At 68.5% G+C, this 22,844-nt stretch carries 15 protein-coding genes; 7 read left to right on the top strand and 8 right to left on the bottom strand.

Annotated elements, in window-relative coordinates:
* Positions 1-63: 63 nt before the first annotated feature.
* Both nth and rsxB read right to left on the bottom strand, forming a co-directional pair.
* Positions 64-708, bottom strand: coding sequence for an endonuclease III (nth, locus tag ACPTTC_RS13650; protein ID WP_042976184.1), 645 nt, complete (start codon positions 706-708; stop codon positions 64-66).
* The gene (gene rsxB / locus ACPTTC_RS13645; protein WP_423392776.1) at positions 705-1,697 is read right to left on the bottom strand and encodes an electron transport complex subunit RsxB; all 993 of its coding nucleotides are present in this window, start codon (positions 1,695-1,697) and stop codon (positions 705-707) included. Before rsxB ends, nth begins: the two co-directional genes overlap by 4 nt.
* Before the next feature lie 156 nt (positions 1,698-1,853).
* Between rsxB and ACPTTC_RS13640 the strand changes: the two genes are divergently transcribed.
* Positions 1,854-2,486 carry a TetR family transcriptional regulator gene (locus ACPTTC_RS13640; protein ID WP_039370405.1) on the top strand — a complete coding sequence of 211 codons (633 nt, stop codon included), beginning with the start codon at positions 1,854-1,856 and terminating at the stop codon, positions 2,484-2,486.
* Positions 2,487-2,573: 87 nt separating this feature from the next.
* Here ACPTTC_RS13640 and ACPTTC_RS13635 read toward each other — a convergent pair whose 3' ends face one another.
* Positions 2,574-4,049 (bottom strand): polyhydroxyalkanoate depolymerase, encoded by a 1,476-nt coding sequence (locus tag ACPTTC_RS13635; RefSeq protein ID WP_423392775.1) that lies wholly within the window; start codon positions 4,047-4,049, stop codon positions 2,574-2,576.
* 212 nt (positions 4,050-4,261) lie between these two features.
* Positions 4,262-6,091 carry a glycoside hydrolase family 15 protein gene (locus ACPTTC_RS13630; protein WP_423392774.1) on the bottom strand — a complete coding sequence of 610 codons (1,830 nt, stop codon included), beginning with the start codon at positions 6,089-6,091 and terminating at the stop codon, positions 4,262-4,264.
* A 166-nt stretch (positions 6,092-6,257) separates the two neighbouring features.
* Between ACPTTC_RS13630 and ACPTTC_RS13625 the strand changes: the two genes are divergently transcribed.
* Positions 6,258-7,502, top strand: coding sequence for a lactonase family protein (locus tag ACPTTC_RS13625; protein ID WP_423392773.1), 1,245 nt, complete (start codon positions 6,258-6,260; stop codon positions 7,500-7,502).
* A 95-nt stretch (positions 7,503-7,597) separates the two neighbouring features.
* Here the strand turns inward: ACPTTC_RS13625 and ACPTTC_RS13620 are convergent, their stop codons facing one another.
* Positions 7,598-12,235, bottom strand: coding sequence for a DNA translocase FtsK (locus ACPTTC_RS13620; protein WP_423392772.1), 4,638 nt, complete (start codon positions 12,233-12,235; stop codon positions 7,598-7,600).
* A gap of 177 nt (positions 12,236-12,412) precedes the next feature.
* Positions 12,413-12,958, bottom strand: coding sequence for an META domain-containing protein (locus ACPTTC_RS13615; protein ID WP_089440712.1), 546 nt, complete (start codon positions 12,956-12,958; stop codon positions 12,413-12,415).
* Between the two features lie 213 nt (positions 12,959-13,171).
* Here ACPTTC_RS13615 and purT point away from each other — a divergent pair, with 213 nt between their 5' ends.
* The 4 genes from purT to ACPTTC_RS13595 all read left to right on the top strand — a co-directional run bounded on the left by purT (position 13,172) and on the right by ACPTTC_RS13595 (position 17,003).
* Positions 13,172-14,386 (top strand): formate-dependent phosphoribosylglycinamide formyltransferase, encoded by a 1,215-nt coding sequence (purT, locus tag ACPTTC_RS13610; protein ID WP_423392771.1) that lies wholly within the window; start codon positions 13,172-13,174, stop codon positions 14,384-14,386.
* Positions 14,387-14,404: 18 nt separating this feature from the next.
* The gene (locus ACPTTC_RS13605; RefSeq protein ID WP_226198815.1) at positions 14,405-14,590 is read left to right on the top strand and encodes a DUF6726 family protein; all 186 of its coding nucleotides are present in this window, start codon (positions 14,405-14,407) and stop codon (positions 14,588-14,590) included.
* Between the two features lie 81 nt (positions 14,591-14,671).
* Positions 14,672-15,052, top strand: coding sequence for an MliC family protein (locus ACPTTC_RS13600; protein ID WP_423392770.1), 381 nt, complete (start codon positions 14,672-14,674; stop codon positions 15,050-15,052).
* 394 nt (positions 15,053-15,446) lie between these two features.
* A complete protein-coding gene (locus tag ACPTTC_RS13595) occupies positions 15,447-17,003 on the top strand; it encodes a DEAD/DEAH box helicase (RefSeq protein WP_423392769.1) in 1,557 nt (518 codons plus the stop codon).
* A gap of 178 nt (positions 17,004-17,181) precedes the next feature.
* Here ACPTTC_RS13595 and gluQRS read toward each other — a convergent pair whose 3' ends face one another.
* Positions 17,182-18,075 carry a tRNA glutamyl-Q(34) synthetase GluQRS gene (gene gluQRS, locus ACPTTC_RS13590; protein WP_423392768.1) on the bottom strand — a complete coding sequence of 298 codons (894 nt, stop codon included), beginning with the start codon at positions 18,073-18,075 and terminating at the stop codon, positions 17,182-17,184.
* Positions 18,076-18,097: 22 nt separating this feature from the next.
* Entirely contained in the window at positions 18,098-18,952 is an 855-nt protein-coding gene (locus ACPTTC_RS13585; RefSeq protein ID WP_175951091.1) for a sulfurtransferase, read from the bottom strand.
* Between the two features lie 217 nt (positions 18,953-19,169).
* On the opposite strand from ACPTTC_RS13585, the gene dnaE reads away from it, so the two are divergent.
* Entirely contained in the window at positions 19,170-22,703 is a 3,534-nt protein-coding gene (dnaE, locus tag ACPTTC_RS13580) for a DNA polymerase III subunit alpha (RefSeq protein WP_423392767.1), read from the top strand.
* Positions 22,704-22,844: the final 141 nt, after the last annotated feature.

Here is a 22,844-nt window from a genome sequence, read left to right as displayed (position 1 = left end):
CGTGCGGCGTGCGTCCGACCACAGGGCGCCGGGCGGCTGCGGCACGTCAGCCGCGGTTGCGCGTCACTCGTTCGGCGGCGGCGTCTTCGGCCTGAATTCGCACAGCGGCTCGATCGCGCAGTGCCAGCATTCGGGCTTGCGGGCCTTGCACACGTAGCGCCCGTGCAGGATCAGCCAGTGATGCGCATCCTGCAGGAATTCCTTAGGCGTGAACTTCTCGAGCGCGGCCTCGACGGCGCGCACGTCCTTGCCCGGCGCGAGCCCGGTGCGGTTCGCGACGCGAAAGATATGCGTGTCGACCGCGATGGTCGGCTGGCCGAACGCGGTGTTCAGCACGACGTTCGCGGTCTTGCGGCCGACGCCAGGCAGCCCTTCGAGCGCTTCGCGATCGGCCGGCACCTCGCCGTCGTAGCGGTCCAGCAGGATCCGGCACGTCGCGACCACGTTCTTCGCCTTGGTCCGGTACAGGCCGATCGTCTTGATGTACTCGGTGACGCCTTCTTCGCCGAGTGCGACGATTTGTCGCGGTGTGTTCGCGACCGGAAACATCTTCCGCATCGCCTTGTTGACCGATACGTCAGTCGCCTGCGCGGACAGCATCACGGCGATCAGCAGCTCGAACGGCGTCGAGTATTCGAGCTCGGTGGTCGGATGCGGATTGAGGCTCTGCAGTGTTTCGTAGATCGCGCGTCGTTTGCTGGCGTTCATGGAGCGTTCTGGTCGGGCGGTGCGGACGGGCCGCCTGGGCCGTCGTTGCCTGCGTCGTTCTCTTCGTCGGTGCCGCTCGCGGCTGCCGCTTCGGCGTCGCGCTGGGCCTGTTGTTCGGCGAGCCGTTTGCGGCGTGCCTCGGCCGCGTCGATCTGCGCCTGGACGGCCGCGCTCACGCTTTCGGTGTTCTTCGGCCCGGCGCCTTGCCCGGACAGCTCTTCCTTCTTCTTGCGCGCCCGTTCGAGCGCGGCGGCGATGATCGCGCGCTTCTTCGCTTCGGCGTCGTCCGTGGCCGGGGCGGCGGATTGCGCTTCCGCTGGTGCCGCCGCCGGCTTCGCGGCACTGGCCGCGCGGCGTGCGGCCGCGCGTGCTTCGGCGGCCTCGCGTTCGCGGCGCTGGCGCGCGAGCCGCAGGTCGTGGCGTTCGCGCGCGGCATCGGCCTGTTCCTGCGACCACGCGTCCCAGCCGGTGCGTTCGCCGGTCACCGGCAGCATCGCGATGCAGTCGACCGGGCAGGGCGGCACGCACAGGTCGCAGCCCGTGCACAGCGATTCGATGATCGTGTGCATCTGCTTCGGCGCACCGACGATCGCGTCGACCGGGCACGCCTGCATGCACAGCGTGCAGCCGATGCACAGGCTTTCGTCGATGAAGGCGACCGCGCGCGGATGCTCGCTGCCGTTGACGGGGTTCAGCGGAATCACCGGTTTGCCGAGCAGGCTCGACAGGCGCGCGATGCCTTCGGCGCCGCCGGGCGGGCACTGGTTGTAGTTCGCGTCGCCGGCGGCGATCGCCTCGGCATACGGGCGGCAGCCGTTATAGCCGCACTTCGTGCATTGCGTCTGGGGAAGCAGATCTTCGATGCGATCTGCGAGTGTTTTGGAATCGGTCACGGTGACAACGGGCGCAGCGGCGCCGAATGGCTCTCGGCCACGTCGGGCGCGGCCGGAAAGGTTTGCCAAAGCTCGATTATCGCCGATTTCCCGCATTGCGCTGGACGCCGTCTGTGCGCATAATCGAACCGCTTTTTTGCAGGGGCTCAGCAGGAGGGCGGCCGCCCGCGGCGCGCCAGTTCCACGGCGGCCGGCGCCGAGGCGGTGGGGGTGCCGGTCCGGATCACGCGGCTCACATAGCAAAACGCCACCATGAATCAGCCAAAAATCAAAAGAGATCCTGAAGGTACGCGGCGCCGCATCCTGATGGCGGCAGCCGAAGAGTTCGCGAGTGGAGGGCTGTTCGGCGCACGCGTCGACCAGATCGCGCGCCGGGCCGAAACCAACGAGCGCATGCTCTATTACTACTTCGGCAGCAAGGAGCAGCTGTTTACGGCCGTGCTCGAACACGCGTTCTCCGCGCTGACCGAGGCCGAGCGCGAGCTCGATCTCGACGGCGTCGCGCCGGTCGAAGCCGTCACGCGGCTTGCACATTTCGTTTGGGACTACTACCGCGACCATCCGGAACTGCTCAGGCTCATCAACAACGAGAACCTGCACGAAGCGCGCTACCTGCACAAGTCGACTCGGATCCGCGAGATGATGTCGCCGATCGTCGCGAAGCTCGGCAACGTGCTGACGCGCGGCCAGAAGGCCGGGCTGTTCCGCACCGACGTCGATCCGCTGCGCTTCTACGTGACGCTGTCGGGGCTCGGCTACTACATCGTGTCGAACCGCTTCACGCTCGCCGCGACGCTCGGCCGCGATTTCACCGATGCCGACGAGCGGGCCGAGATGGTCCGGATGAACACCGAAGTGCTGCTCGCGTATCTGCTGCGGCGCTGATGCGCTGACCGCGCCGAAGCGCCGCCCGATGTAAAAACGCCGCCGTGCGCAGGCATCGGCGGCGTTTTTACATCGGAACGCGGTGCGTCAGGCGGCCTTGCGCGGGCGCACGGCCTTTGCGCGTGGGCTGCCGGTGGCGGCGCGTTTCGTGGCCGGCGCGGCCTTGGCGGGGGCGGCGGCTTTCGCCGGCGCCTTCGCGCGCGTGCGCTTCGCCGTGGTGGCGCGCGTCGTTTCGGCCGGCGCGTTGCTGGCCGGCACGGCCACGAGCGTCTTGGCCGCCGGCGCTTGCGGGACATCCTTCGTCGCGCCGTGCTTCGGCTCCGGTGCGTGCTCGCGGATGAAGTCGCGCAGTTGCGGATAGATGATCGTGCGCCAGCGGCGGCCCGAGAAAATCCCGTAGTGACCGCACTTCTCGGCGGTCAGGCTGCGGCGCTGATCCTGCGGGATACCCGTGCACAGCTCGTGCGCGACGTGCGTCTGGCCGCTGCCGGAGATGTCGTCGAGTTCGCCCTCGATCGTCATCAGCGCGGTGTGCTTGATGTCCTGCGGACGCACGCGCTCGCCTTCGACATCCCACGTGCCTTCCGCCAGGCGGAATTCCTGGAACACGATGCGGATCGTCTCGAGGTAATACTCGGCGGCCATGTCGAGCACCGCGTTGTACTCGTCGTAGAAGCGGCGGTGCGCTTCGGCGTCATCCTCGTCGCCGCGCAGCAGGCTCTGGTAGAAATCCCAGTGCGATTGCGCGTGCCGCTCCGGGTTCATCGCGACGAAGCCCGTGTGCTGCAGGAAGCCCGGATACACCTGGCGGCCTTCGCCCGGATAGTTGGCGGGCACCGTGTGGATCACGTTGTTCTCGAACCACGCGGTCGAGTGCTGCGTGGCGAGCGAATTCACCGACGTCGGGCTGCGGCGCGCGTCGATCGGGCCGCCCATCATCGTCATCGTGAGCGGCGTGTCCTCGCCGCGGCTCGCCATCAGCGAGATCGCCGCGAGCACCGGCACCGTCGGCTGGCACACCGAGATCACGTGCAGGTTGCGCGCGCCGATGTGACGGATGAACTCCTGGATGTACGCGATGTAGTCGTGCAGGTGGAACGGGCCGGTTTCGACCGGCACCATCCGCGCGTCGATCCAGTCGGTGATGTAGACCTTGTGATCCTGCAGCAGCGTGCGCACGGTGTCGCGCAGCAGCGTCGAGTGGTGGCCCGACAGCGGCGCGCAGACCAGCACGACCGGCTCGTCCTTCAGTTGCGTGACGGCGTCGGCGTCGTCCGAATAGCGCTTGAAACGCAGCAGCCGGCAGAACGGCTTCTCGACGATCGTCTGCTCGACGATCGGAATGTTGTGGCCGTCCTTGACGATCTGATGAATGTTGAATTCGGGCTTCTCGTAATCCTTGCCGAGCCGGTACATCAGTTCGTACGCGGCGGCCATCCGCGTCGCGCCGGGCATCAGCGAGAACGGGCTGGACGGATTGGCGAACGACTTGGACGCGGCCTGGGCCCAGGCCGTGAGCGGGCTCAGCATCGCCCGCTGGAATTCGTGCAATTGGTAAAGCATGCAGGCTACTCCCGCGTGGGGGACGGTGCGCAAGGGCGGCGTGGGGCGTCGCGGCGTGCCGTGTGGGTCAGCGACCGGCCATGGTGCACTGCAGCCGGACAATCGCGTCGATCATATCGGACAACGATGGGTGGTGCAATGCAACATTTCCCCGATTTTTCATCAAAGTTTTGCGATTTGACGTTCTCTGACCAAGTCGCTCGCGCCCCCGTTCAGCGCCCCGTCGCGACCGCCGGCGCGGGCTGGCCGGCGGCGCGCGCCATCGCGTCCTCGTGGTGCATCAGGTTCATCGCGGTATGCACGAGCGCCACATGGGAAAACGCCTGCGGGAAGTTGCCGACGAGCCGTCCGGCGACCGGGTCGTACTCCTCCGCGAGCAGCCCGAGGTCGTTCGACAGCGCGAGCAGCCGGCTGAACAGGCGGTGCGCGTCGTCGATCCGGCCGAGCAGCGCATAGTTGTCGACCAGCCAGAAGCTGCACGCGAGAAACGTGCCTTCGCCGGGCGGCAGGCCGTCGTCGTAGTCGGTCGTGCGGTAGCGCAGCACGAGCCCGTCGTGCAGCAATTCCCGCTCGATCGCTTCGACCGTGCCGACGATGCGCGGATCTTCCGGCGGCAGGAAGCCGAGCAGCGGCATCAGCAGCACGCTCGCGTCGAGCTCGTCGCTGCCGTAGCTCTGTGCAAACGCCCGTTTGCTCTCGTGCCACGCGTTGTTGCACACGTCGGCATGGATCTGGTCGCGCAGCGCGCGCCAGCGGTCGAGCGAGCCGGGCAGCCGGAACATCTCCGCCGACTTGATCGCGCGGTCGAACGCGACCCACGCCATCACCTTCGAGAACGTGAAATGGCGGCGGCCGCCGCGCGTTTCCCAGATGCCTTCGTCGGGTTCCTGCCAGACCTTCTCGAGATGGTCGAGCAGCGCGCACTGCACGGACCAGACCGTGTCGTCGGCCTGCAGGCCGCCCACCCGTGCGAGGTGCAGCGCGGCCATCACCTCGCCGAACACGTCGAGCTGCAACTGGTTCGCGGCGCCGTTGCCGATGCGCACCGGCTTCGAGTCCTGGTAGCCGGGCAGCCAGTCGAGCTCCATTTCCGGCAGCCGGCGCTCGCCGGCGATCCCGTACATGATCTGGATCTGCTCGGGCGAGCCGGCCATCACCCGGCCCAGCCACGTGCGCCACGCGCGCGCCTCGTCGTAATAGCCGCCGCGCATCAGCGCGAGTAGCGTGATCGTCGCGTCGCGCAGCCAGCAGTAACGGTAGTCCCAGTTGCGGTTGCCGCCGATCTTCTCGGGCAGCGACGTGGTCGGCGCCGCGACGATGCCGCCGGTCGGCTCGTACGCGAGCGCCTTCAGCGTGATTAGCGAGCGGCGCACCGCGGCCGCGTAGCGGCCCTGCACCTGGCAGCGGCCCGACCATTCGAGCCAGTAGTTCTCGGTGCGCGCGAGCATCGACAGCGGATCGCGCGCGGGCGGCAACCGCAGGTGCGATGCCGCATAGCTCAGCGAGAACGGCACGCGCTCGTCCGCGTTCACCGTGAATTCCGCGAGCGTATGGAGGTTTTTGCCGGTGAGCGGCACCGGCGTGCGCAGCACGACGGTGTCGGGGCCCGCGATCGCCTTCATGCCGTCCTCGCGGGTCAGCTGCGTGACCCACGGGACCGAGAAGCCGTAGTCGAAGCGCAACACCAGCTCCATGCGCATCTTCATCGTGCCGTGGCGGCCGACGACGATCCGCACCAGTTCGGACCAGCCGTTGCCGGGCGGCATGAAGTCGATCACGGTGACGGCACCGTCGGCGCTTTCGTAGTCGGTTTCGAGAATCAGCGTGTCGCCGCGATAGCGGCGCGTCGTGTGCGTGATCGCGGCGTCGGCGGCCGGCGCGAGCAGCCAGCGGCCGTGCTCGGGCGTGCCGAGAAGCGCCGCGAAGCAGGCGCCCGAATCGAAGCGGGGCCAGCACAGCCAGTCGACGGAGCCGTCTTTGGCGATCAGCGCGGCGGTGTGGCCGTCGCCGACGAGGGCGTAGTCTTCGATCAGGGCAGGCATGGGCAGGCGATCCTTGGGTATTCGAGTTCACAATGCGGACGGCGGTGGCCAAGGCTTCACGCGCTGGCGCCGCGCCCCGTATACTCGGCCGGGCGGCGGAGCGCATGAACGGCCGGCGTTTCGTCCTATCTCAACACTTGAAGCGACTCGATGCAAGGAGGATTCAATGCCCAACCGTTTACGCGAGCGTGACGCACGCGCTTCGACACGAGGGTTCCCGCTTAGGCTCGCTCACTGGATGAAAGGTTTCGCGATCGTGCTCTCCCTTTCCGCGACCCACGCATTTGCGCAGCAATCGCCCGCCCCGGCCGACGGCGTCTACAACCTGCTCGTCGGCACCTATACGGGGGGCGGCAGCGACGGCATCTATGTTTACCGCTTCGATACGAAAACCGGCAGCGTCGCGCCCGTGTCGTCGGCGAAGACCGTGAATCCGTCGTACCTGTTGCCGAGCCGCGACGGTCGCACCGTCTACGCGGTCAACGAACTGCCCGGCGACGACGGCCCGGCGACGCAGCGCGGCGGCGTCAGCGCATTCCGCTTCGACGCGAAGACGGGCGCGCTGAGCTTCATCGACCGCGTGTCGTCGGAAGGGAACGATCCTTGCTATCTCGCGCTGTCGCCGGACGGCAAATACCTCGTGACGGCCAACTACTCGGTCGCGAAGGATCCGGGCGGCAGCTTCGCGGTGTTTCCGCTGCGAGACGACGGCGCGGTCGGTCAGGCCGTGCTGACCGTGCACCATGAAGGCACGGGGCCCGTGAAGGGCCGCCAGGACGGCGCGCACGTGCATTCGACGGTGTTTTCGCCGGACGGCCGTTACCTGTTCGTGCAGGATCTCGGCGCGGACAAGATCTACGGCTACCGCTACACGGTGGACGGCAGCCGCGGGCTGATCAGCCCGACCGACACGCGCTACACGCCGGTGAAGGCGGGCTCGGGCCCGCGTCACATGGTGTTCGGCGCTGATGGCCGGTACGCGTACGTGACGAGCGAGCTCAATGCGTCGGTCGAGGTGTTCGGCTACCACGACGGCAAGCTGACGCCGGTCGAGACCGTGTCGATGACCGCGCCGGGCTTCAAGGGCAAGGTCGGCGGCGGCGCGATCCACCTGTCGCCGGACGGCCGCTTCCTGTACGTGAGCAACCGCGGCGATGCGAACGACCTGGTGATCTACGCGGTGAACCAGGCGGACGGCCGGTTGAAGCTGGTCGGCCGCCAGTCGAGCCTCGGCAAGACGCCGCGCGAGTTCCTGATCGATCCGACCGGCAAGTGGCTGATCGTTGGCAACCAGGACAGCGATACGTTCTACGTGTTCAGCCGCAATGTCGAAACGGGGCAGCTCGGCCCAAATCCGCAGAAGGTGGCGGTCGGCAAGCCGGTCGACTTCAAGCTGGTGCCGGTGCAGTAAAGGAAAAGGGCGCTGCCGATGCAGCGCCCTTTCTGGGGGCGGCCGGTTTCCCGGTGCGCCCGTATCGGTTGCCGGTGGCCGACCGGCCGCCGCGCTCAGTCGGCCGCGGCCGGCACGAGCACCTCGCGGCTGCCGTTGATGCCCATCGCCGACACGAGCCCGGCCGCCTCCATCTGCTCGACGAGGCGCGCCGCGCGGTTGTAGCCGATGCGCAACTGCCGCTGCACGGACGAGATCGACGCGCGCCGCGTGCGCACGACGAACGCGACGGCTTCGTCGTACAGCGGATCGGCTTCCGCGTCCGGCGCATCGCCGAACAGGTCCTGCGTCGCGCCGTCGGCAGCCGGGCCGTCGAGGATCCCTTCCTCGTACTGCGGCTCGCCGAACTGCTTCAGGTATTCGACGATCCGGTGCACTTCCTCGTCGGCGACGAACGCGCCGTGCACGCGCTGCGGATAACCGGTGCCCGGCGGCAGGAACAGCATGTCGCCCATCCCGAGCAGCGACTCGGCACCCATCTGGTCGAGAATCGTGCGCGAGTCGATCTTCGACGACACCTGGAACGCGACGCGCGTCGGGATGTTCGCCTTGATCAGGCCCGTGATCACGTCGACGGACGGACGCTGCGTCGCGAGAATCAGGTGGATGCCGGCCGCACGCGCCTTCTGCGCGAGGCGCGCGATCAGTTCCTCGATCTTTTTGCCTGCGACCATCATCAGGTCGGCCAGCTCGTCGATCACGACGACGATCAGCGGCAGCGTCGACAGCGGCTCCGGATCCTCGGGCGTCAGCGAGAACGGATTGCCGATCTTCTTTTCCTTCGCTTCGGCGTCGCGGATCTTCTGGTTGAAGCCCGCGAGGTTGCGCACGCCGACGGCCGACATCAGCCGGTAGCGTTTCTCCATCTCGCCGACGCACCAGTTCAGCGCGTTCGCCGCGAGCTTCATGTCGGTGACGACCGGCGCGAGCAGGTGCGGGATGCCTTCGTAGACCGACAGCTCCAGCATCTTCGGGTCGATCATGATGAGCCGCACGTCTTCCGGCGTCGCCTTGTACAGCAGCGACAGGATCATCGCGTTGATCGCGACCGACTTGCCCGAGCCCGTCGTGCCGGCGACAAGCATGTGCGGCGCCTTCGCGAGATCGGTGACGACCGGGTGGCCGGTGATGTCCTTGCCCATCGCGATCGTCAGCTGCGAGGCAGAGTGCTGGTACTGGCGCGACTCGAGAATTTCCGACAGGCGGATCATCTGGCGCTTCGCATTCGGCAGTTCGAGGCCCATGCAGGTCTTGCCGGGAATCGTCTCGACGACGCGGATCGACGTGAGGCCGAGGCCGCGCGACAGGTCCTTCATCAACCCGACGATCTGGCTGCCGCGCACGCCGAGCGCGGGTTCGATCTCGAAGCGCGTGATCACGGGGCCGGCCGAAGCGCCGACGACCGTCACCGGCACCTTGAATTCCTGCAGCCGCTGTTCGATCACCTGCGCCGTTTGCGCGAGGTGTTCCTCGGTGATCATTTCGACGTCGTCGGACGCGGGCTCGAGCAGGTCGAGCGTCGGCAGTTCGACGTTGAACGACGCGGGCGCGTGGAATTCGAACGCGTTCGGGCGCGGTGGGCGCGCAGGGGTGTCGGCGGGCGGCGGCGATGCGGCTTCGATCGGCACGGCCGGTTCGGTCGCCGCGGCTGTGGCTGCTTCGGCCGGGTGGCCGACGGGCATCGCCGGTACGGGCGCGACCGCCGCCGGTGCGGACAGGCTCGCGCCGGGGATCGTTGCCGGGGGTTGCGGCGCCGCGGCCAATGGGGCTGCCGGTGCCGCGGAGACATTCGACACGGGCCAGCTGGCCGGCGACGAGGCCGAGGCGGGCGGGGTTGCGAACGTCGTGACTTCGATTGCCGCAGGTGCGGAAGCGATCGACGGAGCCAGCGTCGCGGTGGTCATGCCGAAGGACGTCAGCGAGCCGGCCGGAGCGGTGGGCGAATTGGCGATCGGTTGCGCTGGCGTCGCTGCCGCCGTGGCGATCGATGCGATCGGGGCGGAGGTCGGTGCAGTTGTGTCGGAAGCGGCCGGTGGTACGGGCAGGCTTGCGGTCGGCTGCGGTGCGAATGCGCCGAATGTCGTACCCGTCGACGAGGTTGCCGGGTTGGCCTGAAGCGTCGGGGCGGGCGCGGACGGTGCAGTGATCAGGTCCGACGCGACATTGACGGGTGTCGTGGCAGCGATCACCGGCATGGCGGGCGCAGGCGCGGTCGAACCGGAAGTCGAAGCCGACACGCCGGCCGTCGACGGCGTCACGGCGGGCGCGACGGACGACGCGGATGTCGATGCGCGGAGGGGCGAACTGTCAGTCGTGCCCGCAACGCTGACCGGAGGCGCCGGCGCGATGGATACAGCGTTCGACGCCGAAGTGGCCGGCTGCGAAAGCGGAGCCGACGCAGCGCCGGTCACGCCGATCGGGGATGCCGGCGCGACGGATGCAGCGGTCGACTCGGCCGGTTGAGCAAGCGAACCGGATGCCGTGCCGATCACACCGTCCGACAAAGCGGTGGGCGCAATGTCCGATGCGGATGCAGACGCTTGCGCGGTCGAACCGTGGGCGGTGCCGACGAGCGGCGACGCAGTACTCGCCGACTGAGCTTGCGCGGCGGCAAACGGTTGAGCCGTAACCGGCGATTTCGGCAATTCCGAGGTGACGGGCGTATGCGTCGCGGCCGGTTGCGCTGTCGCAGGCGTCCACGTCCATGCCGCCGCCGGTGCGGTGCCTTGAGCGATTGTCGTCAGCGGTGCGACAGGTTCCACCGTGTCCGACTTGGCTGCTTCCAGTGCGGCACTCGATGCCGACGCTGCTGCAAACGGTCGGGTTTCGGCACTTGTGCGCGATGTCGTTTCGGCGATCGGAGAGGCGGGAAGGGCCGCGAACGGCGCGACGTTCCCGGCGGGCTTCACGTCGGCGTGCGCGTTGGCGATGTCCTGCGGCATGCGGGCCGAAGCCGTGAGATCGATCGCAGCAGCCGGTTGCGCCGTGTACTTGTCGTCAGTGTCGAACGATGCCGGCGGGTTGCTCGCGGCGATGTCGTGAACCACCTCGGTCGTCGGTTGCGCAGAGGCGGCATTGGCCGGTTCCGATCCCGTCACAGCCGTCGACGGCGCGGCGACCGGGTGCCACGCGGACGCGTCGAACCCGGAAACCGGCTGGCTGGCGAGGTCTTCCCACGGCGCGAGGTCGATGGGCGCGTCGAATGCCGGCGCGGGTGTGATTCCCGATGCCGGTGCGGCAGCGGCATCGTCGGCGTGCCGGATTTCGTCATCGGCGCGATGCGAGAACGCGGCGGCGTCGATGCCGGTATTCGACACCGCGTGCGGTGCGGCGGCGTCGAACGCCACGGCGCCCGCATCGGCAACCGGTGGACGGACGGCGGGTGCTGCCGGCACGAACGCGTCGAGCATGATCGGTGCGTTGTCGTCGTACGCGGGCGTCGCATCGTGTGCGAGCGGAACACTGGCGTCATGCGCCGCGAGGCCGTGGGCCGCGGAGGCGAACCCGGTCGGCACGGTCGCTGCTGCCGGCGCTGCCATGCCGGCTGCTGCCGCGGCCACACCGGCCACGGTTGCGGCTGCCGCCGCGTGCCCGGCACCGTCCGACTGCGCGCCACCCAGCGTCGCCCATTGCGCGGTGCTGGCCTCGATCGAGCGCAGCGTGTCGTGCACGCTCGGCGCCGGCGTGATCGGTGCGGCGGGTTTTTCGGTCCAGGCATACAGTGGTGCGCGCGCCGGCGTTTGCTGCGCCGGGCGACGTCGTGCCGCATCCGACGGCAGGCCGGCCGAACCGGCTCCTGCGGCGGGGCGTATCGGCGGGCGCTGCGGCTGCGTGGTGGCCGGCCGCGGCGTGACCGTGGTCCGCGGCGGAGTCGGCTTCAACGCGGCGGTGGCCGGTCGCGCGGCGGTCGGCCGCGGGCGGACGGGTTGGAATCCGGCAGGAAGCGGGGCCGGATCTGGACGCGGGACTTGTGAGTTTGCCGCTGCGCGCGCGAGGCTGGCGGTGCTGCCGGTCGTCGGCGGCGGCATTGCGCTGGCCGGGGGGATCGGCGCGGGCGGTGCCGGCATGCTGCGCTGGGGCGCGGCCGGCTTCAACCAGCCCGACGGCGCAACAGGTTCCACGTGCGGACGGGCAGGCGTGCTGCTGCGCGGCTTCGGTCGCGCCTGCGGGTCGGGTTTCCACAGCGTCGGGCGCGAATACCGGCCGTTCTGGCGCGGCGCCATCGAATTGACGGTATGTGCGGTGCTCGGCTGGACGATATCGTCGTCGCGATGCAACGCGCTGCGCGGCAGGTCGGCGATGCCGCGCGCTTCGTCGTCACCACTGTCGCGCGCCAGCTTGACGCCGAACGACGTATCGACCCACGCGGCGAACTGCCGCCAGCCGATGCCGGTCAGCCAGGGCAACCCGGCGAAGAACAGCACGACCATCGCGACCGGCGTGCCGATCGGGCCCAGCACGTGGGCGAAGCCTGCGGAGAACGCATGGCCGAGCGCGTTCGTGTCGGGGCCCGACAGTGGGCTCGTCAGCGTGCAGCTGCCCACGAACACGGCGGCGAAGCCGAGCCACAGGCGGATCGAGCCGCGGCCGGCGAGTCCGCCGCCGCCGGGCAGCATCGCCTGCACGAGACGCCAGAAGAGAAGGAGGAACCAGACGGCGGAGATGCCGAACCAGCCGAAGACAACCGTGTGCATGCTTTGAAACAGGAGTGGGGAGGGGCGCGCGAGGCGCGACCCGCCGAGTTTAACCGGCCGGCGAACAAGACTCTAACGCGGCGTGCATTCGATTCACGCCGTGCGACGCGTGTGCGCGGCACACGCGCGTGGCGCGCGGCGCGAAGGCGGTCGGTCGGCCTTCGCGCGCGCCGTGCATCAGGGGCTCCGGTGCGTGAAGGTCAGCGTTGCGCCGGACGTGGTCACGATCTGCAATTGCTGCGGCTCGCGCATCTGCACGCCGGTCTTGTCGACGTGGGCGAGTGCGTCGAGGTACGCGGTTTCGAGCTGGCCGCCGAGCGTATTCGGGCAGGCCATCCGCGTGCCGGCGAGCGGCCCGAAGCTCAACAGGCCGTTCTTGATCGCGTAGGTGCCCATGTAGCGATTGCAGCCCGAGAACCCGCTGGCGCGCCGGATGCCCGAGTCGGTCGACAGCGCGAGCTTGATCGGCTCGCCGTTGTCGCCGTGCGGGATCGCGCGCTGCGTGCCGTCGGCATTCAGCCAGCTGGTGAGTTCCCAGCTCGTGTCGTCGAGCAGCTGGACGGCGGCCGGATTGTACGGGTCGGGCGCGGGGGCGGCGGAATCGGGGTGGGTCGGCATCGCGCAGGCGGCGAGAAGCGTGGCAAGCGTCAACGCGCAAAGCGGCGCGCGCAGCGGGCGAAGCAGGCCGGTGCGTGCGCGTGCGGCGGCGGACAGGTGGGACATGAGCCTCGTTCCTCATCGGATTCTGATCAAGGCGTAAGAGTAACGCACCCGCCCCGCGGCAGGCGAGCCGACACTTCGCGCGTGAAAACGTTCGCAGCCCGCTTGCGAGCGGCCCGCGGCCGGGCGCCGGCGCGACGAAACGCGCAAAACCGGTGCCGTGGCGCGTGTTAACATCGGAGCCGTTTTCGTCCTCCACCAGAAGCGGGTAATCACATGCAGATCGGTCAGCGGCTCGGTACGCCGCTCTCACCCTCGGCCACGCGCGTCATGCTGCTCGGCGCCGGCGAGCTCGGCAAGGAAGTCATCATCGCGTTGCAGCGGCTCGGCGTCGAAGTCGTCGCGGTCGACCGCTATCCGGACGCACCGGGCCACCAGGTCGCGCATCGCGCGCACGTGATCGACATGACGGACGCCGCCGCGCTGCGGGCGATCGTCGAAGCCGAACGCCCGCACCTGATCGTGCCCGAGATCGAGGCGATCGCGACCGACGCGCTCGCGGCGATCGAGGCGGCCGGCCTTGCCGAGGTGATCCCGACCGCACGCGCGACGCAGCTCACGATGAACCGCGAAGGGATCCGCCGGCTCGCGGCCGAGGAGCTCGGCCTGCCGACCTCGCCGTATGCGTTCGCGGATTCGTTCGAGGCGTTCAGCGCGGCGATCGCGAAGATCGGCATGCCGTGCGTCGTGAAGCCCGTGATGTCGTCGTCGGGCAAGGGGCAGTCGGTCGTGAAGACCGAAGCCGACGTGAAGCCGGCGTGGGACTACGCGATGGCGGGCGGACGGGTGAACCACGGCCGCGTGATTGTCGAGGGCTTCATCGATTTCGACTACGAGATCACGCAGCTCACCGTGCGCGCGATCGATCCGGCGACGGACGCCACGCGCACCTACTTCTGCGAGCCGGTCGGCCACGTGCAGGTCGCGGGCGACTACGTCGAGTCGTGGCAGCCGCAGCCGATGAGCGCGGTGGCGCTCGAGAAGTCGCGCGAGATCGCGCACAAGGTCACCGAGGCGCTCGGCGGGCGCGGGATGTTCGGCGTCGAGCTGTTCGTGCGCGGCGACGACGTATGGTTCTCCGAGGTGAGCCCGCGGCCGCACGATACGGGCCTCGTCACGCTTGCGTCGCAGCGCCAGTCGGAATTCGAGCTGCACGCGCGTGCGATTCTCGGGCTGCCGGTCGATCCGGCGCTGGGTACGCCGGCCGCGTCGGCCGTGATCTACGGCGGGCTCGACGAGCGCGGGATCGCGTTCGAGGGCGTGCGCGACGCGCTCGCGGTGCCGGGCGCGGACCTGCGCCTGTTCGGCAAGCCGGAAAGTTTTGCGAAGCGGCGCATGGGCGTCGCGCTGGCGACCGGCGCGACCGTCGACGAAGCGCGCGAACGCGCGAAGCGTGCCGCCGCGGCCGTCCGGCCCGTGTCGGCCCGCTGACGCAACCAGGAGAGGACGATGACGCCGAAGTGGCTGCGTATCGGAAAGCTGGCCGCCGCGCTGGCGCTTGCAGCGAACCTCGCGGGTTGCGGCCTCGCGGCCGCACCGTGCCGGGTCGCCTCGGCCGGGCTCAAGATCGTGCCGCTCGTCGGCCATGTCGCGGCCGCACCGACCGACGCGTGTGCCGACGTCATCGATCCCTGATCACCATACCCGTCCCGATCGCCCGCAATAATCGCGCGCCCCGCGAGGGCGCGTTTTCACCCGTCTCGTGAGAGGACCTGCATGATTCGCCAAACCCTCGCCGCGCTCGCGCTCGCCGGCACGGCCGTTTCCGTCGCGCATGCCGCGCAACTGACCGTCGAAGAGATCGACGCAGATTCGCGCCAGTTCGCCGTCTACCAGTGCGCGAACCAGAAGCAACCGGTGCGCGTGTCGTACTGGCTCGCGGGCAACGGCCAGAGCTTCGCGCTCGTGCCGGTCAACGGGAAGCAGATGCTGTTCGTCGATACCGTGTCGGCGTCGGGCGCGCGCTACCAGGCCGGCCGCTATACGTGGTGGACGAAGGGCAAGGAAGCGACGCTGCGCGACGAGATCGCCGACCCGAACGCGCCGCCGCTGCTGGGTGACTGCGTACAGGTCGAGAAGAAAAAGAAGAAGGGCTGAGCGCCGGGCGGGAATGTGGATCGTGCGGCCGGTGCCTGCCGGCGGCCGGCTCCCGGGCCTGACAGCCCGGCAAGCGGGCTGGCGGCGGGCGACCGCGCAAGACGATCCGGGATCAGCCCCCTGAAATCACCCGCAGGCCGATCGGGTGAGTCCGATCGGGTCATTCGTCTGCCGCACGGGCCTGCCCGGGCCCGCCGCGCGAACCGCCGTTGCGGCCGTTCGCGGCGTTGTCACGGACAGATGGCTGCGCAGTGCTACAATACGACCCTTTCCGTCGGCATTAGCGCCGAACGGAGTCCGCACGGCCTGGCGTCCAGCGTTCGCATTGAACCGGTCCCAAGCGCCAGAGCGGCGCCGCGCGGCGCGCCGCGGCTCCGTCTATTTCCGAATTGTGATGAGCGCAGGCCCGGCTGGCCTGACGCACGATGTCCCCGCCGCGCCTTTTGAGCGAAACGCCACCATGTCCGATTCTGTCGCCAAGCCCGTCGACGCAACCTTCGATCAATTCGGCCTTGCCGCCGATATCCTGAAAGCCATTGCGGAGCAGGGTTATACGACGCCGACGCCGATCCAGGCGCAGGCCATTCCGGTCGTGCTCGCCGGCCGCGACGTCATGGGCGCCGCGCAAACAGGCACCGGCAAGACCGCGAGTTTCTCGCTGCCGATCATCCAGCGGCTGCTGCCGCAGGCCAACACGAGCGCGTCTCCGGCGCGCCACCCGGTGCGTGCGCTGATCCTCACGCCGACCCGCGAACTCGCCGACCAGGTCGCCGCGAACGTGCACGCGTATGCGAAGCACACGCCGCTGCGCAGCGCGGTCGTGTTCGGCGGTGTCGACATGAACCCGCAGATGGCCGAACTGCGCCGCGGCGTCGAGATCCTGATCGCGACGCCCGGCCGTCTGCTCGACCACGTGCAGCAGAAAACGGCGAATCTCGGCCAGGTGCAGATCCTCGTGCTCGACGAAGCCGACCGGATGCTCGACATGGGCTTCCTGCCCGATCTGCAGCGCATCCTGAACCTGCTGCCGAAGGAGCGCCAGACGCTGCTGTTCTCGGCCACCTTCTCGCCGGAAATCAAGAAGCTTGCGTCGACCTACCTGCGCAACCCGCAGACGATCGAAGTCGCACGCAGCAACTCGACGAACGCGAACGTCACGCAGATCGTCTACGACGTCGCCGAAGGCGACAAGCAGGCGGCCGTCGTGCAATTGCTGCGCGATCGCGGCCTCAAGCAGGTCATCGTGTTCTGCAACAGCAAGATCGGCGCAAGCCGCCTTGCGCGCAATCTCGAGCGCGACGGCGTGGTCGCGTCGGCGATCCACGGCGACAAGACGCAGATCGAGCGGATGCAGGCACTCGACGCGTTCAAGCGCGGCGAGATCGAGGCGCTGGTCGCGACCGACGTGGCCGCGCGCGGCCTCGACATCGCCGAACTGCCGGCCGTGATCAACTTCGACCTGCCGTTCAGTGCGGAAGACTACGTGCACCGGATCGGCCGTACCGGCCGTGCGGGTGCGACGGGCGACGCGCTGTCGCTGTGCAGCCCGAACGAGCGCAAGCAGCTTGCCGATATCGAGAAGCTGATCAAGCGTCCGCTCGAAGTGCAGACGCTCGCGCTCGACAAGCCCGCACGCCATCGTCACGACGAGCGCGGCAACGACCGCGGCGGAGATCGCAACAGCGAGCGCGGTGCCGAGCGAGGCGGCCGTCGAGATCGCGACGAGCATCGCGGCGCGTCGGGGCGCCGGCCGGGCGGTTCCGAGCGCGGTCATCACCGTCGCCACGAAGCGCCGGTCGACGATTTTTTCCTGAAGCCGTACGAGCCGTCGGCGTCGGCGAAGCAGCACGACGACGCGCAGCCCGCGCAGCAGCCCGAGAAGAAGGGGCCGAAGCGTCAGGTCGCCGCACTGCTCGGCGGGTTCGGGATGCCGCGCAAGCCGTCGGTGTAAGCCGGGCGGATGTGACACGCAGCGCGCGAGCGCTGCAGGAAAAGCGGGTGCATGCGATGAGCATGTGCCCGTTTTTCATTGGGGCTGCGGCTTGATTGCGGAGGGGCGGGGCGCAGGCGGCGGACGATGCAAGTGGCATCCGGCCGCTGCCCGATCGCCGCGGCCTGCTGCCGCGCGCTTAGCCGGCCTGCCGCCCGAAGCGCGTCGCCCACGCGGTCGTTGCGGCTGCGTAGAACGCATCGAGGGTCGTGCATGCGAGCGCGCCGCCGGGCGCGAGGCCCAGGTGCGCGGCCGCGGCCTGCAGCGCCGGCAGCGGATCGTCGCGTTCGAGCGCGGTCGCGCCGGTTTGCTTGCTGAGCTTTTCGCCGTTCGCATCGACGACGACGGGCACATGCAGGTATTGCGGCGTCGGCACGCCGAGGCAGTGCTGCAGGTGGATCTGGCGCGCGGTCGAGTCGAGCAGGTCGGCGCCGCGCACGACGTGCGTGACGTGCGCATCGGCATCGTCGACGACGACCGCGAGCTGATAGGCCCATTGTCCGTCCGCGCGCTTCAGCACGAAATCGCCGACCTCGGTCGCGAGGTTCTGCGATTGCGTGTGCTGCCAGCGATCGTCGAACGTGACGATCGCATCGTCGCCGTCCGGCACGCGCAGCCGCCACGCGCGCGCGGGCTTGCCGTGCAGGCCGGTGCGGCAGGTGCCCGGGTAGGCGAGCGTCGTGTGGCGCTCGTGCGCGGCACGCAGCGAATCGGCGATTTCCTTGCGCGTGCAGCTGCACGGATAGACGAGCCCGGCCGCGACGAGCCGTTCGAGCGCGGCCGCGTACGCGGCATCGCGCGTGCTTTGCCAGACGGGCGGCTCGTCGGGCGTCATGCCGAAATGCGCGAGCGTCGCGAGGATGTCGTCGGCGGCGCCGGGCACCGTGCGCGGGCCGTCGAGATCCTCGATGCGCACGAGCCATGTGCCGCCGTGTGCGCGCGCGTCGAGCCAGCTCGCGAGCGCGCCGACCAGCGATCCGAAATGCAGCGGGCCGGTGGGCGACGGCGCGAAGCGGCCGCGATAGGCGCTCATCGGGGCGCGGGGCCGCGCGCGCTTACGCGGCGCTGGCTGCCGGTGCGCAGGCCGGGCACGACTTGCCGGGCACGTAGCTTGGCGACTGTTGCGCATCCGGCGTGACGACCGCGCGGCACGCGAAGCACGTGACGTTCTCGGTGGGCTGGAGTTGCGGATTCAGCGCGGTGCGGTAGTCGAACACGAAGCAGTCGCCGTGATAGTGCGCGCCGCCGACTTCCTCGAAATACTTCAGGATCCCGCCTTCGAGCTGGTACACGTTCTCGATGCCGATTTCCTTCATGTGGATCGCGGCTTTCTCGCAGCGGATGCCGCCCGTGCAGAACGACACGACCGTCTTGCCTTCGAGGTCGGCGCGGTTCGCGTCGATCACTTCCGGGAATTCGCTGAACTTGTTGATCCGATAGTCGAGCGCGTCGTCGAAGGTGCCGACGTCGACTTCGAATGCGTTGCGCGTGTCGAGCATCACGACCGGGCGGCCCGTGTCGTCGTGGCCGCGGTCGAGCCACGTCTTCAGCGTCTGCGCGTCGACGAACGGTGCGCGGCCGAGTTCCGGCTTGATCGCCGGCTTCTTCATCGTGATGATCTCGCGCTTCAGGCGCACGAGCATGCGGCGGAACGGCTGCGAGTCGGACAGGCTTTCCTTGAACTGCAGCGACGCGAACTTGCCTTCGAACAGCGGATCGTGGCGGAGGTACGCGATGAACGCGTCAGTGGCTTCGCGCGTGCCGGCGACGAACAGGTTGATGCCTTCCGGCGCGAGCAGGATCGTGCCGCGCAGGCCGAGTTCGTTGCAGCGGGCGGTGACGAGCGGGCGCCAGTGCTCGTTCGCGTCGAGCGACACGAAGTGGTAGGCGGCGAGGTTGACGATGGTCATGATGGTCCGACGGGAAAACGGCCGCACGGCGGCCCGCAAAAAAGGGGGGCGAAGCCGGGGCGTTGATTCGAAAAACCGTATTATCCCGCAAACCGCGCGCAGGCCGGCATCCAGCCGTTTGGCCAGCCGCGCGACGTGCGGTCGCGTGCATTGGCCGAATGGCCGGCGTGGGGATTTTTTGGGCAGGCTGCGCGGCGGGGCGGCTACAATAGCGCCCATGTCAGATCCCCGCTTCGTCCATCTTCGCGTTCACTCCGAATTCTCGATTGCCGACGGCATCGTGCGTATTGACGACATCGTCAAGGCGGCGGCCGCAGACGGTCAGGGCGCGCTCGCGCTCACCGATCTCGGCAACGCATTCGGCCTCGTCCGTTTCTACCAGGAAGCCCGCGGCAAGGGCATCAAGCCGATCGCCGGCTGCGACGTCTGGATCGCCAATCCGGACGACCGCGACAAGCCGTCGCGGCTGCTGCTGCTCGTCAAGAACAAGGTCGGCTACCTGAATCTCTGCGAGCTACTGTCGAAGGCGTGGCTCACGAACCAGTATCGCGGCCGTGCGGAACTCGACGCGAGCTGGCTCGACGGCGAGCTCGCCCAAGGGCTGCTCGCGCTGTCGGGCGCGCAACAGGGCGACATCGGGCTCGCGCTTGCCGCGGGCAACGAAGAAGCCGCGCGCCGTCACGCCGAGCGCTGGGCGAAGGTGTTCCCGGGCGGCTTCTACATCGAGCTGCAGCGTTACGGCCAGCCGGGCGCCGAGGCGTACATCCAGCAGGCCGCGACGCTCGCCGCGGCGCTGAAGCTGCCGGTCATCGCGACGCACCCGACGCAGTTCATGACCGACGACGATTTCACCGCGCACGAGGCGCGCGTGTGTATCTCGGAAGGCGACATCCTCGCGAACCCGCGGCGCCAGAAGCGCTTCACGACCGATCAGTATTTCCGCACGCAGGCCGACATGGTTGCGCTGTTCGCCGACCTGCCGTCGGCGATCGCGAACACGGTCGAAGTCGCGAAGCGCTGCAACCTGAAGCTCGAGCTCGGCAAGCCGAAACTGCCTCTGTTCCCGACGCCGGACGGCATGTCGCTCGACGACTACCTGGTCCAGCTGTCGAAGGAAGGGCTCGAGACCCGTCTCGCGCAGCTGTATCCGGTCGAAGCCGAACGCGAAGCGCAGCGCGACACGTATTACAAGCGCCTCGAATTCGAGTGCGGGACCATCACGAAGATGGGCTTCCCGGGCTACTTCCTGATCGTCGCGGACTTCATCAACTGGGCGAAGAACAACGGCGTACCCGTCGGCCCGGGCCGCGGCTCGGGCGCCGGTTCTCTGGTCGCGTACGCGCTCGGTATTACCGACCTCGACCCGCTGCGCTACAACCTGCTGTTCGAGCGCTTCCTGAACCCGGAACGCGTGTCGATGCCCGACTTCGACATCGACTTCTGCCAGCACGGCCGCGACCGCGTGATCCAGTACGTGAAGGAGAAGTACGGCGCGGACGCCGTGTCGCAGATCGCCACCTTCGGCACGATGGCCGCGAAGGCGGCCGTGCGCGACATCGGCCGCGTGCTCGACCTCGGCTACATGTTCACCGACGGCGTCGCGAAGCTGATCCCGTTCAAGCCGGGCAAGCACGTGACGATCGCCGACGCGATGAAGGAGGAGCCGCAGCTGCAGGAGCGCTACGACCACGAGGACGAGGTGCACCAGCTGCTCGATCTCGCGCAGCGCGTCGAGGGCCTCACGCGTAACGTCGGGATGCACGCGGGCGGCGTGCTGATCGCGCCCGGCAAGCTGACCGATTTCTGCCCGCTGTATACGCAGGGCGACGACGGCGGCGTCGTCAGCCAGTACGACAAGGACGACGTCGAAGCCGTCGGCCTCGTGAAGTTCGACTTTCTGGGTCTCACGACCCTGACGATCCTCGACTGGGCCGAGCGCTACATCCGCCGCCTCGATCCGTCGAAGGCCGACTGGTCGCTCGCGCAGGTGCCGCTCGACGATCCCGCCTCGTTCCAGATCCTGAAAAAGGCCAATACGGTCGCGGTGTTCCAGCTGGAAAGCCGCGGGATGCAGGGCATGCTGAAGGATGCGCAGCCCGACCGCTTCGAGGACATCATCGCGCTCGTGTCGTTGTACCGTCCGGGCCCGATGGACCTGATCCCGAGCTTCTGCGCACGGAAGCACGGCCGCGAGAAGGTCGAGTATCCGGATCCGCGCGTCGAGCCCGTCCTGAAAGAGACCTACGGCATCATGGTCTATCAGGAGCAGGTGATGCAGATGGCGCAGATCATCGGCGGCTACTCGCTCGGCGGCGCGGACTTGCTGCGTCGCGCGATGGGCAAGAAGAAGCCCGAGGAGATGGTCAAGCACCGCGAGATCTTCGCCGAGGGGGCAGCGAAGAACGGCCTCACGCGCGAGAAGTCCGACGAGATCTTCGACTTGATGGAGAAGTTCGCGGGCTACGGCTTCAACAAGTCGCACGCGGCCGCCTATGCGCTGCTCGCGTACTACACGGCATGGCTGAAGGCGCACCATCCGGCCGAATTCATGGCGGCCAACATGACGCTCGCGATGGACGACACCGACAAGGTGAAGATCCTGTTCGACGATTGCGTCGTGAACAACCTCGCCGTGCTGCCGCCCGACATCAACCAGTCGCATTACCGCTTCGAGCCGGTCGCCGAAGCCGACGGCAAGCGTTCGCGCACGATCCGCTACGGTCTCGGCGCGGTGAAGGGCAGCGGCCAGAACGCGATCGAGGAAATCCTGCGCGCCCGCGAGGAAAAACCGTTCACCGACCTGTTCGACTTCTGCGAGCGGATCGATCGGCGCGTGGTCAACCGCCGCACGGTCGAGGCGCTGATCCGTGCCGGCGCGTTCGATTCGCTGAACACGAACCGTGCGCAGCTGATCGCGTCGGTGCCGCTGGCGATGGAAGCGGCCGACCAGGCCGAGGCGAACGCGATGCAGGCCGGCCTGTTCGACATGGGTGCCGAGTCGCCGCACGCGCATGCGCTCGTCGACGAGCCCGCATGGGACGACAAGCGCCGCCTGCAGGAAGAAAAGGGCGCGCTCGGCTTCTACCTGTCCGGCCACCTGTTCGACGCGTATCGCGACGAGGTTCGCCGCTTCGTGCGGCAGAAGGTCGGCGACCTGAAGGAAGGGCGCGACAAGCTCGTGGCCGGCATCATCGCGTCGCTGCGCACGCAGATGACCCAGCGCGGCAAGATGTTGATCGCGCTGCTCGACGATGGTTCGGGCCAGTGCGAGATCACGATCTTCAACGAGCAGTTCGAGGCGAACAAGGCGCTGTTCAAGGAAGATGAGCTGCTGATCGTGCAGGGGCAGGCGCGCAACGATGCGTTCACGGGCGGCATCCGCTTCACGGCCGATACCGTGATGGATCTCGAACGCGCGCGCAGCCGCTATGCGCAGGCCGTGCGGCTGACGATGAACGGCAACGCCGACGCGGCCGCGCTGCGCCGCGTGCTCGAGCCGCACGTGTCGAAGGACGATCCGGCGGCGGTGAACGTGGCCGAAGCGCCGGCGCCGCGCGGCGGCGGGCGCGATGGCGGGCGTCGCCCGCAGGCGCCGCTGCCGAACGGGCTCGCGGTCCAGATCCACTACAGCAACGCGCGGGCACAGGGTGAAATGCGCCTCGGCGACGCATGGCGCGTGAAGCCGAGCGACGTGCTGCTCGCGGAGTTGCGTGCGACGTTCGACGGCAGCGTCGTCGAAATCACGTACTGATCGCGCCTTAGCCGGACGGCTGTCGCGCCATGCGGCCCGTCGCATCGCCATCGTGCGGTGCGGCGGGCCGTTTTGCATGTTCACGCAAACGGGTCTTGGGCTGGCCATCCGGACGCTATACAATCCGGCGCTGGCCGCACG

The organism is Burkholderia mycopellens (assembly GCF_964265025.1).
Taxonomy (GTDB): Bacteria; Pseudomonadota; Gammaproteobacteria; order Burkholderiales; family Burkholderiaceae; genus Burkholderia.
Note: the sequence above shows the minus strand (reverse complement) of the source record. Positions and strands in the feature narration are given on the sequence as shown.

Coding starts and splice junctions, on each gene's coding strand:
- ACPTTC_RS13630 (WP_423392774.1), bottom strand. CDS start 6,091: ATGCCTGCCCTGATCGAAGACTACGCCCTCGTCGGCGACGGCCACACC.
- ACPTTC_RS13595 (WP_423392769.1), top strand. CDS start 15,447: ATGAGCGCAGGCCCGGCTGGCCTGACGCACGATGTCCCCGCCGCGCCT.
- ACPTTC_RS13625 (WP_423392773.1), top strand. CDS start 6,258: ATGCCCAACCGTTTACGCGAGCGTGACGCACGCGCTTCGACACGAGGG.
- ACPTTC_RS13585 (WP_175951091.1), bottom strand. CDS start 18,952: ATGACCATCGTCAACCTCGCCGCCTACCACTTCGTGTCGCTCGACGCG.
- dnaE (WP_423392767.1), top strand. CDS start 19,170: ATGTCAGATCCCCGCTTCGTCCATCTTCGCGTTCACTCCGAATTCTCG.
- ACPTTC_RS13635 (WP_423392775.1), bottom strand. CDS start 4,049: ATGCTTTACCAATTGCACGAATTCCAGCGGGCGATGCTGAGCCCGCTC.
- ACPTTC_RS13620 (WP_423392772.1), bottom strand. CDS start 12,235: ATGCACACGGTTGTCTTCGGCTGGTTCGGCATCTCCGCCGTCTGGTTC.
- gluQRS (WP_423392768.1), bottom strand. CDS start 18,075: ATGAGCGCCTATCGCGGCCGCTTCGCGCCGTCGCCCACCGGCCCGCTG.
- nth (WP_042976184.1), bottom strand. CDS start 708: ATGAACGCCAGCAAACGACGCGCGATCTACGAAACACTGCAGAGCCTC.
- ACPTTC_RS13615 (WP_089440712.1), bottom strand. CDS start 12,958: ATGTCCCACCTGTCCGCCGCCGCACGCGCACGCACCGGCCTGCTTCGC.
- ACPTTC_RS13600 (WP_423392770.1), top strand. CDS start 14,672: ATGATTCGCCAAACCCTCGCCGCGCTCGCGCTCGCCGGCACGGCCGTT.
- ACPTTC_RS13640 (WP_039370405.1), top strand. CDS start 1,854: ATGAATCAGCCAAAAATCAAAAGAGATCCTGAAGGTACGCGGCGCCGC.
- rsxB (WP_423392776.1), bottom strand. CDS start 1,697: ATGCGGGAAATCGGCGATAATCGAGCTTTGGCAAACCTTTCCGGCCGC.
- purT (WP_423392771.1), top strand. CDS start 13,172: ATGCAGATCGGTCAGCGGCTCGGTACGCCGCTCTCACCCTCGGCCACG.
- ACPTTC_RS13605 (WP_226198815.1), top strand. CDS start 14,405: ATGACGCCGAAGTGGCTGCGTATCGGAAAGCTGGCCGCCGCGCTGGCG.